Origin of the sequence: Nocardia asiatica NBRC 100129 (assembly GCF_000308415.1) — a bacterium.
Classification (GTDB): domain Bacteria; phylum Actinomycetota; class Actinomycetes; order Mycobacteriales; family Mycobacteriaceae; genus Nocardia; species Nocardia asiatica.
In genome coordinates, this window is sequence record NZ_BAFS01000206.1 from 1 (window position 1) to 12659 (window position 12659).

Genomic DNA, 12659 nt, shown 5'->3' on the forward strand with positions numbered 1-12659 from the left:
CCCCGGGCATCGCGATCTCCGGCTCCGCCACGCTCGCGTACCTGAGCGGCCAATTCCTCGGCGCGTTCGTCGGCGCGACGATCGCTTACGTCGCCTACAAACGCCACTTCGACGCCGAGACCGACGCGGACAAGAAGCTCGCCGTGTTCGCCACCGGACCCGCGATTCGCGCTCTGCGCTGGAATTTCGCCACCGAAGTGATCGGCACGTTCACCCTCGTCCTGGTGATCCTCACCTTCGGCCACACCCCGAGCGGGCTCGGCCCCGCCGCCGCCGCCCTCCTGGTGGTCGGCATCGGTGCTTCGCTGGGCGGCCCCACCGGATACGCCGTCAACCCGGCTCGCGATCTGGGTCCGCGCCTCGCGCACGCACTGCTGCCGGTACGCAAGCCCGCCCCCGCCCCCGCCGACGCGGTCCCGGTCCCCGTGGGTTCGGGCGCTCCCGCGCCGACCACATCGCCCGACGCGCACGCGACACCGAGCGCCAAGGACTCCGACTGGGGGTACGCCTGGGTGCCGGTGCTCGGGCCGCTGGTCGGCGGTGCGCTCGCCGGTATCGCCGCCCAGTTCCTGTTCTGAATCCTTCTCTCCGACAGCACTTTTCCGAAAGGACCGCGATGAGCAAGTTCGTCGGCGCCATCGACCAGGGCACCACGAGCACCCGCTTCATGGTGTTCGACCACAGCGGCAACGAGGTGGCCCGCCACCAGCTCGAACACGAGCAGATCCTGCCGCGCCCCGGGTGGGTGGAGCACAACCCGACCGAGATCTGGGAGCGCACCCGCGCGGTCATCCAGTCCACCCTGACCAAGGCCGATCTCGTCGCGAGCGACCTCGCCGCGGTAGGCGTCACCAACCAGCGCGAGACCACGGTGGTGTGGAACCGCAAGACCGGGCGGCCGTACTGCAACGCGATCGTCTGGCAGGACACCCGCACCGATCGCATCGCCGCCGAACTGGAACGGGCCGGGCACGGCGACACCATCCGGCGCAAAGCGGGGCTGCCGCCCGCCACCTACTTCTCCGGCGGCAAATTGCGCTGGATCCTGAGCAACGTGCCGGGGGTGGCCGAGGACGCCGAACGCGGTGTCGCGCTGTTCGGCACCACCGACACCTGGCTGCTGTGGCAGCTGACCGGCGGGGTCGACGGCGGCGTGCACGTCACCGACCCGACCAACGCCAGCCGCACCATGCTGATGGACTTGGAGACACTGGACTGGGACGACGAGCTGTTGTCGCTGTTCGGGGTGCCGCGCGCGATGCTGCCCAGGATCGCCCCCTCGGCGAACTCGGAGCTTTTCGGCACCACCCGCCCCGACGGACCGTTCGGCGGAGCGGTCGCGCTGTCCGGCGTGCTCGGCGACCAGCAGGCCGCCACCGTGGGCCAGGTCTGCTTCCGTCCCGGCTCGGCGAAGAACACCTACGGCACCGGGAACTTCCTGCTGCTCAACACCGGAACCGAGATCGTGCGGTCGCGGCACGGCTTGCTGACCACCGTCGCCTACCAGTTCGGCTCGGAGAAGCCGGTGTACGCGCTGGAAGGCTCGATCGCGGTCACCGGCTCGGCGGTGCAGTGGCTGCGCGACCAGCTGGGCATCATCTCCGGCGCGGCGCAGAGCGAATCGCTGGCCCGGCAGGCCGAGGACAACGGCGGGGTCTACTTCGTCCCCGCGTTCTCCGGGCTGTTCGCGCCGTACTGGCGGTCGGACGCGCGCGGCGCGATCGTCGGCCTGTCCCGCTACAGCACCAACGCCCATCTCGCCCGGGCGACGCTGGAATCGATCTGCTATCAAACCCGCGACGTGGTCGAGGCCATGCAGGCCGACTCCGGCGTGCGGCTGGACGTGCTGCGGGTGGACGGCGGCGTCACCGCCAACGAGCTGTGCATGCAGTTACAGGCCGACTTCCTCGGCGTGCCGGTGTCGCGTCCGGTGGTCGCGGAGACCACCGCGCTCGGCGCGGCCTACGCGGCGGGGCTGGCGGTCGGCTTCTGGAGCGACACCGGCGAACTGGAACGGAACTGGAACGAAGCCGAGCGCTGGAGCCCGACCTGGTCGGCCGAGCAGCGCGAGCGCGGCTACACGCGCTGGAAGAAGGCCGTCGCCCGCACCCTCGACTGGATCGACGTGGACGAATGAGGGACGCGGGCGCACCCGATCACACCGAAACAAGGAGAGATACCGCTGTGTCCGCACGATTGGACGCCCAGTACCGCGCTCGCGCGGTGAACTCGCTCGGCGACACCGAGATCGACGTACTCGTCATCGGCGGCGGCGTGGTCGGCGCGGGAGCCGCCCTCGACGCCGCCGCCCGCGGCCTGTCGGTGACCCTGGTGGAGGCCAGGGACTTCGCCGCGGGCACCTCGAGCCGCTCCAGCAAACTCATCCACGGCGGACTGCGTTATCTGGAACAGCTGGACTTCTGGCTGGTGCGGGAGGCGCTGAAGGAACGCGGCCTGCTGCTGCACCGCCTCGCCCCGCACCTGGTGCGTCCGGTGTCGTTCCTGCTGCCGCTGCGCCATCGGATATGGGAACGCGCCTACCTCGGCGCGGGCGTCGCGCTCTACGACACCATCGGCGGCGCCCGCGCGCTGCCGATGCACCGGCACCTGTCCCGCACCCGCGCGCTGGAACTGGCGCCCGCGCTGCGCGAAGACGCGTTGACCGGCGCCATCCGGTACTTCGACGCGCAGGTCGACGACGCCAGGCACACCATGATGATCGCGCGGACCGCGGCACGGCACGGCGCGACCGTGCTCACCCGCGCCAAGGTGACGGCCCTGCTCCGGGACGGCGAGCGCGTCGTCGGCGCGGAGGTCACCGACCTGGAGACCGGCCGCGCGCACACCGTGCGCGCGCGCCGGGTGATCAGCGCGACCGGCGTGTGGACCGACGAGATGAACCGGATGACCGGCGTCGAGTTCCCGTTCCACGTCCGGATGTCCAAGGGCGTGCACATCCTGGTGCCGCGGCACCGGGTGAACCTGGACACCGGCCTGATCATGCGCACCGAGAAAAGCGTGCTGTTCGTCATCCCGTGGCACGGGCACTGGATCATCGGCACCACCGACACGGACTGGTCGCTGGACAAGGACCACCCGGCCGCCAGCGACGCCGACGTGCGGTACCTCCTCGATCAGGTCAATCGGGTGTTGCGCGAGCCGCTCGGCCGCGACGACATCGTCGGCACCTATGCGGGCCTGCGCCCGCTGCTGTCCGGCGCGTCGGCCGACACCGCGACGCTCTCGCGCGAGCACGCGGTGGCCGAACCGGCTCCCGGCCTGTTCGTGATCGCGGGCGGCAAGTACACCACCTACCGCGTGATGGCCGCCGACGTCGTGGACGCGGCGGTGGCCGGGCTCGGCCGGGCGGTGGCCCCCTCGGTGACCGAGCACCTGCCGATCCTCGGGGCGGTGGGATACCACGAACTCGCCGCCGATCTGGACAGCCTCGCGCAGCGCGCCGGCCTGCCGAGAGCGACGGTGCAGCGCCTGCTCGGCCGTTACGGCTCGACGATCACCGACCTGTTCGACCTGATCGCCCGCGAGCCGGAATTGGGCGAGCCGCTCACCGGCGCACCGGGGTACCTCGGCGCCGAGGCGGTGTACGCGGTGACCCACGAGGGCGCCCTGCACCTGGACGACGTACTGACCCGCCGCACCCGCGTCTCCATCGAGACGGCCGACCGCGGCCTGGCCGCCGCACCGGAGGTGGCCTGGCTGATCGGCGCTCACCTGGGCTGGGACGCCACCGCCACGGAGCGCGAGATCACCCGCTATCGCGACCGGGTGCGCGCCGAACTGGCCGCCAACCAGGCGGCCGACGACGAGTCCGCCAACGCCGCCCGGCTGGTCGCGGTGGTGTGAGTCCGGATGGCGGCACGGTTGCCGTGCGCGACCGTGCTCACCGATCCATGCCGCTGTGCCCGCGCGGCGTCGACTCGTCGGTCTCGAGCTCCGCACCGGACGGGTGTTCGTCCGCGTGCGTCGGCTTGGTGTGCTCGTCGGCGAAATCCTCGTCCTGCTGCATCGACTCCGCCGTGGTCGGATCGATATTCGGTGTGCTCATAACCCGCGCGTACCCAGCCACGCCGCCCTGACGCAGCGCACCACTGGTCCGGGTCGGGCACGCTTTCGATGTCCGACCCGCGGCGCGGGGTTGACCTCGAGCGGGGTTGAGGATGGAACATGGCTGCATGACTCGTCCAGCTGATTTCTGGAACACCGTCTACGACAACGACACCGCGCCCTGGGTGATCGGCGAGCCGCAACCGGCCGTCGTCGCGCTCGAACGGGAGGGCGCCATCACCGGCCGCGTGCTCGACCCGGGCTGTGGCGCGGGTGAGCACACGATCCTGCTGACCCGGCTGGGTTACGACGTGCGCGGCATCGACATGTCGCCGAGCGCGGTGGCGTACGCGCGCGCCAACGCCGCCGAGCAGGGCGTACCGGGCGCCGCGTTCGAGGTCGCCGACGCGCTCACGCTCGGTGACCAGCCGGATCTCGCCGGCGACCCGCCTGGTTCCGCGCCCGCCTTCGACACGATCGTCGACAGCGCGCTGTTCCACGTCTTCGGGACCGAGGACGAGGCGCGCGCCGCGTACGTCCGCAACCTGCACGCGGTCTGCAAGCCGGGCGGCACGGTCCATGTGCTCGCGCTCTCCGACGTCGAGCCGGGGTTCGGCCCGCGGATCAGCGACACCCTGATCCGGGAGTCGTTCCGCGACGGCTGGACGGTGGAGGATCTGCGGCCGGCCCGGTACCGGGGACGGATCACCGACCCGGTGGCCCAGGACGCGGAGAACCTGGAGGTCTCCGAGTCCGGCAAGGTCGACCTCGCCGCGTGGCTGGCCCGCATCCGCCGCCTCTGAACCGTCGCGTCACACCCCTTTGGGGGCTTTGCCACCCATGAAACCGAACAGGTAGCCCGCGACCCGCCGCATCTGGATCTCCTCGGCTCCCTCGGTGATCCGGTAGCGCCGGTGATGACGGTAGATGTGCTCGAACGGCTTGTGCCTGGAGTACCCGAGGCCGCCGTGCACCTGCATGGCGCGGTCGGCGGCCTCGCAGCACAGCCGGTTGGCCCAGTAATTGCACATCGAGACCTGCTCGGAGACGGCGAAGGTGCCGTAGGCGTCCATCGACCACGCGGTCTTGTGGATGAGTGCGCGCAACATCTCGCACTGGGTGTGCAGCTCCACCAGAGGGAACTGGATCGCCTGATTGGCGGCCAGCGGTTTGCCGAAGGGCTTGCGCTGCTTGGCGTAGGCGACCGACTGATCGATGCAGTACTGCGCCGCACCCAGGCTGGACGCGGCCTGGCGGATCCGGTTCTCGTTGAAGAAGTGCTGGACCACCGCCAAGCCGCGTCCCTCGCCGCCGAAGACGGCGGTGTCCGGCACCCGGACGCCGTTCAGCGCGACGCGGGCGTGATCGGTGGGCATGTTGAAGGTCCAGAGATATTCCTCGACGACGAAGCCCGGCGCGTCGATGGGCACCAGGAACGCGGTGATGCCCGCGGCGTCGCCGGGGCCGCCCGAGGTGCGCGCGAAGATCAGGTCGGCGTCGGCGATGTGCACACCGGTGTTCCAGGTCTTCTGTCCGGTGATCACCCAGCCGTCGCCGTCGCGGACCGCCGAGGTCTCCATGTGCGTGGCGTCGGAGCCGTGCTCGGGCTCGGTGATGCCGAAGGCGAAGAACTTCGTCCCCGCGGCCAGCCCGTCCACCCACTCCGCCTGCTGAGCGGGCGTGCCGTATTCGAGCATGAGCAGCAGACCCACGTTGTTGGCGACGATGGCGTGCTCGTTCTGCAAATCGCAGTGCAGACCGAGACCGCGGCGCGCCAGGTGCTCGCGGATCACGGCCATGCCCAGGTTGGTGCCGTCCCGGCCGCCGTACTGCGCCGGGAACGCGTAGCGCAGGTGGCCTGCGGCGTCGGCGCGTCTGCGAACCTCGGCCAGCAGCTCCTCCCACTCCGCGTTCGGCAAGCCGCCGCGCTCCCAGTCGGTGCGGGCGTCCTCGCGGCGGTGGTCGAAGAAGCGGACGTTGTCGTCGGCCTGCTCGAGCGGCGTGATCTCCCGCTCGATGAAGGCGTCGAGTTCGGCCAGGTAATCGACCAGGTCCGCGGGTAATTCGAAATCCATCGAGCGCTCAACCTTTCACGGTGGGTCGGATCTGCATCAGCAGGTCCCATTCGATCTCCGACACCCGGCGGCCGCTGGCCGCCATCACGATGTCGCGCACGCTGCCGTCGCAGTGCGCCGCCGCCTGCCCGGCGAGTCCGACGCCCCAGGCCAGCGTGCACATCACCTTCCACCAGCGGAACCGATCCTCGTCGAAGTCGCCGCCACCGCGGTGGTACCCGCGCACGAACGCGGCGCGCCCGGCGAGCCCGCCGAACTCCCGCTCGTCGGCGCGGAAGCGCCACATGCGCAGCGCGGGCCAGGCCACGTCGCGCATCGGATCGCCGTGCCGCTGCGCGCCTTCCCAATCGAGCACCGCGCGCAGGCCGTCGGGGCCGACGACGATGTTGCCGTTGCGCATGTCGGTGTGCAGCAGTGCCGTGCGCGACGGCGGCGACGGGAGGTGCCGTTCCAGCCAGCGCAGGGCGAGGGCGAACACCGGCCGGTCGGCCAACAGCGCGCGCACGTGCTCGGCGGCCTCGGTGAGCTGGCGCGCGGGATCGGCGGCCGCCACGGGCAGACGATCGGGCGCGGTCGCCGGGTCGATGGCATGCAGGCGTCCCATGGCCTCGCCCAGCTGCTCGGCGACTCGTTCGCCGAGGCCCGCGGCCTCGGTCAGCCGCAACACCCGGCGCGGCACGGTCTCCCCGTCGACCCGCTCGGAGACCACGAACGGCCCGCCGGCATAGGCGCTGTCGGTGCAGACGGCTACCACGGGCGGCACCGGAACACCGTGGGTGCGCGCCAGTTCCCGGACCGCGGCCTCCACGTCCACCGGGACGAGTTCGATCGCGCTCGGCACGATGGTCGCGACCAAGCGGCGCGTCCCGCTCCCCGTATCGGCGTCGAAGGCGACGTTCCGGCGGCGAGCGCCCGCCGACAGGTATTCGACGTTCGACACCGTCACCGGCTGTTCGCCGCCCACCGCGAGGAATTCGGCCAGGCCGCGCGCCAAGTCGGCGCTCACTCGCCCGTCCAGGCGTCGTATCCGGGTTTGGCGATCGCGAGATCGGCCCGCACCACCGAGACCAGCGCCTCCCGGAGCTGTTCGTCATCCCCCTCGGCCACCGCCGCCAGCAGCGCGCGCTCCTGCTCCGCCGCCGCGGGACCCGATTCGATCTCCCGGCGCACGATCCTGGCGAGATTGGCCCCGACGCGCGCCTTGTGCTGAAGGCCCGCGGGCAGGGCGGGCAGCAGCGTCTGCTCGAGCAGCTCGGCGAGCGATTCCAGCAACTCCGCTGCCGATGGGCGATTCTGCATTCGTTCCCCTCGGTCGACTCCGGCCCTCAGCATGGCACGCGCGGCCGTCGTCCCGATCGGTACTTTCGGCCGTCACCCCTGGCCGAGCAGCGGCAACGGCCCCGCCCTCGTGGGATGGGAAGGGCCGGAGAGAACGCGTGGTGATCTGCCGATTCAGCCGTCCTGGTGACGTGGTGAGGCTCCCGACACCGGCGGACCCCGGCTGGCGGACCGCCAGAATGGTGAGCGAACCGGCCCTGGGATCGGTGGGTGTCGCGGGAGCGCTGGTCGTCGCGCCGACACGCGGTCCGGTCTTGCCGACCTCCGTCGGCTCCACTACATTCCTGCACTCGCGAGACCACTCGGTCTCCAATCCCCGCGCGACACACCCGCGACGGCACCGCGTGGGACCCGCGTTGACGATCGGAGCCGGCTCGATGGCGATGCTGCTGTACTACCTACTCCTACCGCTGTACCTGGCCGAGGCTTTCGTCGACATGCTGGATTGACCCCCCGAATCAGCGCCAGCGCAGCGCGGGCGGCTCCGCTCCGGCGACCTGCGCGATCAACGCGGCACTGCGTTCGGCGGCCGCCCGCTGCCGCGCGGTCGGTCGCTCGATACAGGTGACGGCGACTTCACCATCGGCTGTCACGCGGCCGTGGGATCGCTGCCGAGCCAGTCGCGCAGCTGGAGTCGCGTCGCCGGACCCGTTCGCCCGGAAGTAGGCCGCCAGCGCCACCGGGGCCACACCCTCGCACACCGAGTCCACTGCGCTGAGCGGATGGGCGTGCGGCGCGCCGCGCATCGACCAGATGGTGACCAAGGGGCCCTCGGGCCGGACCGCTCAGACCCTGGCCCTGCCAGCGGAATCCGAGCCACGGATCCCGATCGACGGCGATCGTCTGCGCCATAGGCCCACCCTATTGCCCGGAAGCCATGGGGCGAACCGCTCAACCGGCTTGTTCGGCGCCGGGCGGTGGACGGAAGCCGGGGCCCGCCTTCGGTTCGACATCGCGCGGGTCGATCGGTGCGCGGCAGTGGTCGCAGACCAGCATCGGTGAGGTCCGGTGGCCGCAGTCGCGATGTTCCAGCACGATCGGCGGGCCTTCCGGCCCGGCCAGGTGGTTGTCGCCCCAGACCATCATCGCGGTGACGATCGGATAGAGCTCGCGGCCCGCGGCGGTCAGGTGATAGTCCACCCGCCCGCCGCCGTGGTCGGTGCGGGTGAAGATGCCCGCGTCGATCAGCATGCGCAGCCGGCTGGTGAGCAGATTGCGATTGGTGATGCCGATATTGCGGGCGAAATCGCTGAAGCGGTGCACCCCGAAGAACGACTCGGCGATGAGCAGGATGGTCCACCGGTCGCCGAGCAGTTCGACGACGCGGGTGACCGAATCGTCGACCGGGCGCCGCAGTGTCATGCCGTCATTTTCGCATCTCGGCTCGGTATTGCATTCCTACCGATGGTATCGGAATAATACTGTACAACCGATGGCCCACTCCGGGCCGGACAGTTGGGAGTGTCGATGCCGACCACGAACCACCCGGCCGACGACTACGTGCGCCTGCTCGACCCCGCGGTACGGCCGGATCCGTATCCCCTCTTCGCGCGGCTGCGCGATGCCGGTCCGTTCCGGATCGGCGACGCCCCGGTGGTGGTCCTGACTCGCTACGCCGACTGCGCCGCCATGCTGCGCGATCCGCGCGCGAGCGTCGACCGGTCGCTGGCCCGGTTGCAGCTCGGCTCGATGCCGATCTACGACGGGACGCGCGCGGACGGCGCGGCCGCGGCGAAGCCCTCGTTCCTGTTCCTCGATCCGCCCGATCACACTCGCCTGCGCCGCTTGGTCGCCAAGGCGTTCACTCCGCGTGTCGTGCGCCGGCTGGAGCCACGGATCACCGAGATCGTGGACGACTTGCTCGACCAGCGCGCCCGCGCGGGCAGCTTCGACGCCGTCGACCACTTCGCCTATCCACTGCCGGTGACGGTCATCTGTGAACTGCTCGGCGTCCCACTCGCGGACGAAGCGCGGCTGAGCGCCTGGTCCGCGCTGCTGTCGCGCACACTCGACCCGACCTCCCGCGCGGCCGCGCGGTTCCGCGCCGATCCGGCGTCGATCCAGCGCGCGGGCACCGAACTGCACGCCTACTTCGAAGACCTGATCGATCGCCGCCGCCACACGCCGGGTGCGGACCTGCTGTCGGAACTCATCGCGGCCGAAGACGCAGGGGACGCGCTGACCCATGCGGAACTGATCTCGACCTGTGCCCTTCTGCTGGTGGCCGGGCACGAGACCACGGTCAACCTGATCGCCAACGCCACCCTCGCCCTCCTGCGCAGGCCCGGGGAACTCGCCGCGCTGCGGGCGGATCCGGACCGGGCCGCGGGCGTCGTGGAGGAAACCCTGCGCTTCGACCCGCCGGTGCAGCTGATCCCGCGCATCGCCGCCGACGAGTTGACCATCGGCGGCATGGACATCCAGCGCGGCGATCTGGTGGTGCTGCTCATCGCCGCCGCGCAACGCGACCCCGCGGCGTTCGGCGATCCCGGCCGATTCGACCCGGCGCGCGAGAACCGCCACCTGACCTTCGGCCTCGGAGCGCACTTCTGCATCGGCGCTTCCCTGGCCCGCCTGGAGGCGCGAGTGGCGTTGACCCGGTTCGCGCAGCGGGTCGAAGCCCCGGCGCTGACCGTGGACCCGCCACCGTATCGGGAACATGTCAATCTGCGCGGGCCCGCGCACCTGCCCATCGAATTCGCGGCGATCCGGCCCAGGTAGCCCGGCGGGTCAGCCGTCGTAGACGACGTGTGGCGTCCACTCCTCGGCCGGGCGGACGGCCGCGGCGTGCAGCGCCTCGGCCACGCGGTCGCGGGTGAAAGCGCCCTCGCCCAGCACTCCGTTGATCTGCACCGCGACGGCCCGGATGCCCGCGGACGCCAGCGTGGCGTCCAAACTGGTCACCAAGTTGCGCACGGCCGCCTTCTGGACACCGAGCGAGGCCGCCTGGTGCCACGGCTTGTCCGCGGCCGCGCTGCCGGTCACCAGCACGCGCGCGCCCTCGGACAGGAACGGCCGCGCGGCTTGCACCGCGGGCAGCAGCGCCGCCGCGCCGACGGTGAAGTCCTCGAGCAGTTCGGGAACCGAGAGCCGCAGCGGATCGGCCTGACGGAAGACGCTGGGGTTGAAGTGCAGCACGTCGATGCGGCCGTGGCGCTCGCCCACCCCGGTGACGACCTCGGCCACCGCGGCGGGATCGCTCAGATCCACGCCGACGCCCTGTGCCGCGAACCCCTGCTCGCGCAGTCGCTCCGCCAGCGGCTCGGCCTCCGCGGCGAGCCGGCAGGCCAGCACCGTGGTCCATCCGTCGGCGGCGAACAAGCGGGCGACCGACAGCCCGATGCCCGGCCCCGCGCCCAGCACGAGGAGCAGCGGGGCGGTCACGGGCGCCCGGCCCGGCGATTGTGGACGTAGATCATTCGACCACCGCCTTGATCCGGTTCAGCGTCTCGCGCATCCCCTCGACATTGGTCTTGTTGCGGGTCCATCCGGCGAGCAACCAGTACAGCCGCAGCACCGGGTTGCTGTGCAGCTGGAACGACTCGGTGACGTCGGTGCCGCCGTCGACCGGCTCGAGAACGTAACGCCACGTGTTGATCGGCATGCCGCGCGGGCCGAGCACGGTGAACGCGAACTCGCGACCGGGCTCGCAGGCGACGATGCGGCACACCGTCGCGTACTTCAGCCCCCACCCGTTGCGGTTGACGTGACCGCGGAACTTCACCCCCACCGCGGGGCCGGTCGCGCCGCCCAGCCATTCCGCGGCGAATGTCTCGGGACTGAACCGCCCGGTGTTCTCGATGTCGCTGACCAGCTCCCAGATCTTGTCGGCGGGGGCAGCCATCCGTACCGTCACGCTGTCGTGCATGCGCCGAACGCTAGCAGGCGGTCCGGCCGTCGCTTCCGGGCCGGATCGGGCCGCGGCCAGGCGGGCATCCCAGCCGTCCGGGTCCGCCAGCCACTGTCCAGGGCGCAGCACCCAGCAGGCGGCGAGCAAATCGTGGCCGTAGTGCGCGACGGCCGCGTGCTCCGGCCAGTACTCGCGGGTCCATTCGGGGTCGTCGGTCGCCGCGTCGATGCCGCTGCGGACCACGCCGACCAGCTCGAATTGCAGGTGCTGGACCAGCACCCACGCCTCGGCGTCCATCGGCTTGCGGCGCAGCCGGTCGAGCAGGTCGCGGGCGGCGGCACGCACCCGGCGCTCCATCCAGTGGAAGGTGCGCCGGTGCCCGCGCGGCGCGACGCCGTGCAGCGCCAACACGGCCACGGCGACACCGAGCACGGTCTCGACCAGCCGGTCCCGCAGCACGGGTCCGATCGGCCCGCCGGTGAGGGTCACCCCGCCCGCGATCAGCGCGACCGGCGTGATGAAGACGACCGCGAGTGCGTAATTACGCGGTACGAACAGCTCGATGCAGAACTGCAGCGCGGCGATCAGCACGATCAGCGCGTAACCGGCCGGTTCGAGCTGATAGATGAGCGCGAACAGGCCGAGGCCCACGATCGTGCCGACGAACCGGTGGATCGCGCGCACCTGTCCACGCACCCGGTCCGGTCCGGTCTGCAACACGATCAGGGCGCTGAGCACCGCCCAGTGCGGGCGCTCCAGCCCGAGCAGTGCGCTCAGCGCACCCGCGCCCAGGCAGCCCACGGCCACGCGCATCGAGCTGATCGCCGCGTGCGAGGACAACGACAGCGAGCGCCCCAGCCGGAAGCCGACGCCCGGACGGGCGAACGAGACCAAGGGATCGACCAGCAGGTCGTCGGTGTCGTCCTCGGCGGGAGCGTGCCCGGCGAGCCTGCGCCGGGCATCTTGCAGGGTGGCCAGCAACTCCGCTTCCCCGGGATCCGACGGCAGCCCGGCGTCGTAGACCGCGGCCCACGCGTCCGCCATCGCGGCGCCCGCCCGGTGGCGCGACTCGATGGCGGGCGTCCCCGCCTCGCGCGCCGCCACGTAGGCGTCGACCGCTCGCACCGCAGCCTCGACCGCCGTGCGTTCGGGCTTGCGGCGGTCACGCAGCACCCCGGCCATCGAAACGACGATCGACGCGGCGACACCGCAGGCCGTACAGAACAACAGCGTCGACACCGCGGTCCCGGACTCGACGGCTTTCATCGCGCCCGCACCGACCAGCGCGAAGAACAGCGCACCCGGCGGCCCGAGCCGCAGTGCGTCGATGA

General features: G+C 71.2%; 13 protein-coding genes and 1 pseudogene. 5 read left to right on the forward strand and 9 right to left on the reverse strand.

From position 1 onward, the window contains the following. The 3 genes from ON27_RS19845 to glpD form a co-directional block, all read left to right on the forward strand. On the forward strand, positions 1 to 578 hold a 578-nt coding region (locus tag ON27_RS19845), incomplete at its 5' end, for an MIP/aquaporin family protein (RefSeq protein ID WP_043729600.1). A gap of 38 nt (positions 579 to 616) precedes the next feature. Further along, entirely contained in the window at positions 617 to 2137 is a 1521-nt protein-coding gene (glpK, locus tag ON27_RS19850; protein ID WP_043729602.1) for a glycerol kinase GlpK, read from the forward strand. Between the two features lie 47 nt (positions 2138 to 2184). Next, positions 2185 to 3864 (forward strand): glycerol-3-phosphate dehydrogenase, encoded by a 1680-nt coding sequence (gene glpD / locus ON27_RS19855; RefSeq protein ID WP_043729604.1) that lies wholly within the window; start codon positions 2185 to 2187, stop codon positions 3862 to 3864. A 37-nt stretch (positions 3865 to 3901) separates the two neighbouring features. Here the strand turns inward: glpD and ON27_RS43925 are convergent, their stop codons facing one another. Next, positions 3902 to 4066 (reverse strand): hypothetical protein, encoded by a 165-nt coding sequence (locus ON27_RS43925; RefSeq protein ID WP_169334520.1) that lies wholly within the window; start codon positions 4064 to 4066, stop codon positions 3902 to 3904. A gap of 127 nt (positions 4067 to 4193) precedes the next feature. On the opposite strand from ON27_RS43925, the gene ON27_RS19860 reads away from it, so the two are divergent. Beyond that, positions 4194 to 4868: a class I SAM-dependent methyltransferase gene (locus tag ON27_RS19860; protein ID WP_043729606.1), complete on the forward strand. Its 675-nt coding sequence runs from the start codon at positions 4194 to 4196 to the stop codon at positions 4866 to 4868. A 9-nt stretch (positions 4869 to 4877) separates the two neighbouring features. Here ON27_RS19860 and ON27_RS19865 read toward each other — a convergent pair whose 3' ends face one another. The 5 genes from ON27_RS19865 to ON27_RS19890 all read right to left on the reverse strand — a co-directional run bounded on the left by ON27_RS19865 (position 4878) and on the right by ON27_RS19890 (position 8840). After that, on the reverse strand, positions 4878 to 6140 hold the full coding sequence (locus tag ON27_RS19865; RefSeq protein ID WP_043729609.1) for an acyl-CoA dehydrogenase family protein: 1263 nt from the start codon (positions 6138 to 6140) through the stop codon (positions 4878 to 4880). A 7-nt stretch (positions 6141 to 6147) separates the two neighbouring features. Then, positions 6148 to 7146, reverse strand: a complete 999-nt coding sequence (locus ON27_RS19870) for a phosphotransferase family protein (RefSeq protein WP_043729612.1) — start codon at positions 7144 to 7146, stop codon at positions 6148 to 6150. Then, positions 7143 to 7439 (reverse strand): DUF6285 domain-containing protein, encoded by a 297-nt coding sequence (locus ON27_RS19875; protein WP_043729616.1) that lies wholly within the window; start codon positions 7437 to 7439, stop codon positions 7143 to 7145. Before ON27_RS19875 ends, ON27_RS19870 begins: the two co-directional genes overlap by 4 nt. Before the next feature lie 497 nt (positions 7440 to 7936). After that, on the reverse strand, positions 7937 to 8224 hold the full coding sequence (locus ON27_RS19885) for a hypothetical protein (protein WP_157227243.1): 288 nt from the start codon (positions 8222 to 8224) through the stop codon (positions 7937 to 7939). Positions 8225 to 8369: 145 nt separating this feature from the next. Further along, a complete protein-coding gene (locus ON27_RS19890; protein WP_043729626.1) occupies positions 8370 to 8840 on the reverse strand; it encodes a winged helix-turn-helix transcriptional regulator in 471 nt (156 codons plus the stop codon). 105 nt (positions 8841 to 8945) lie between these two features. Between ON27_RS19890 and ON27_RS19895 the strand changes: the two genes are divergently transcribed. Then, entirely contained in the window at positions 8946 to 10199 is a 1254-nt protein-coding gene (locus ON27_RS19895; protein WP_043729632.1) for a cytochrome P450, read from the forward strand. Positions 10200 to 10208: 9 nt separating this feature from the next. On the opposite strand, the gene ON27_RS19900 is transcribed toward ON27_RS19895, so the two are convergent. The 3 genes and pseudogenes from ON27_RS19900 to ON27_RS45590 form a co-directional block, all read right to left on the reverse strand. Further along, positions 10209 to 10862, reverse strand: a complete 654-nt coding sequence (locus ON27_RS19900; RefSeq protein ID WP_043729629.1) for an SDR family NAD(P)-dependent oxidoreductase — start codon at positions 10860 to 10862, stop codon at positions 10209 to 10211. Between the two features lie 31 nt (positions 10863 to 10893). Next, entirely contained in the window at positions 10894 to 11346 is a 453-nt protein-coding gene (locus ON27_RS19905; RefSeq protein WP_043729636.1) for an SRPBCC family protein, read from the reverse strand. Positions 11347 to 11793: 447 nt separating this feature from the next. Further along, positions 11794 to 12594: pseudogene (locus ON27_RS45590) on the reverse strand (FUSC family protein); the annotation flags it as partial. Positions 12595 to 12659 lie beyond the last annotated feature (65 nt).

What these genes read in the sequence shown, in the direction of transcription:
- glpK (WP_043729602.1), top strand. Translation starts at nt 617, where the DNA reads ATGAGCAAGTTCGTCGGCGCCATCGACCAGGGCACCACGAGCACCCGC.
- ON27_RS43925 (WP_169334520.1), bottom strand. Translation starts at nt 4,066, where the DNA reads ATGAGCACACCGAATATCGATCCGACCACGGCGGAGTCGATGCAGCAG.
- ON27_RS19860 (WP_043729606.1), top strand. Translation starts at nt 4,194, where the DNA reads ATGACTCGTCCAGCTGATTTCTGGAACACCGTCTACGACAACGACACC.
- ON27_RS19865 (WP_043729609.1), bottom strand. Translation starts at nt 6,140, where the DNA reads ATGGATTTCGAATTACCCGCGGACCTGGTCGATTACCTGGCCGAACTC.
- ON27_RS19875 (WP_043729616.1), bottom strand. Translation starts at nt 7,439, where the DNA reads ATGCAGAATCGCCCATCGGCAGCGGAGTTGCTGGAATCGCTCGCCGAG.
- ON27_RS19885 (WP_157227243.1), bottom strand. Translation starts at nt 8,224, where the DNA reads ATGCGCGGCGCGCCGCACGCCCATCCGCTCAGCGCAGTGGACTCGGTG.
- ON27_RS19890 (WP_043729626.1), bottom strand. Translation starts at nt 8,840, where the DNA reads ATGACACTGCGGCGCCCGGTCGACGATTCGGTCACCCGCGTCGTCGAA.
- ON27_RS19895 (WP_043729632.1), top strand. Translation starts at nt 8,946, where the DNA reads ATGCCGACCACGAACCACCCGGCCGACGACTACGTGCGCCTGCTCGAC.
- ON27_RS19905 (WP_043729636.1), bottom strand. Translation starts at nt 11,346, where the DNA reads ATGCACGACAGCGTGACGGTACGGATGGCTGCCCCCGCCGACAAGATC.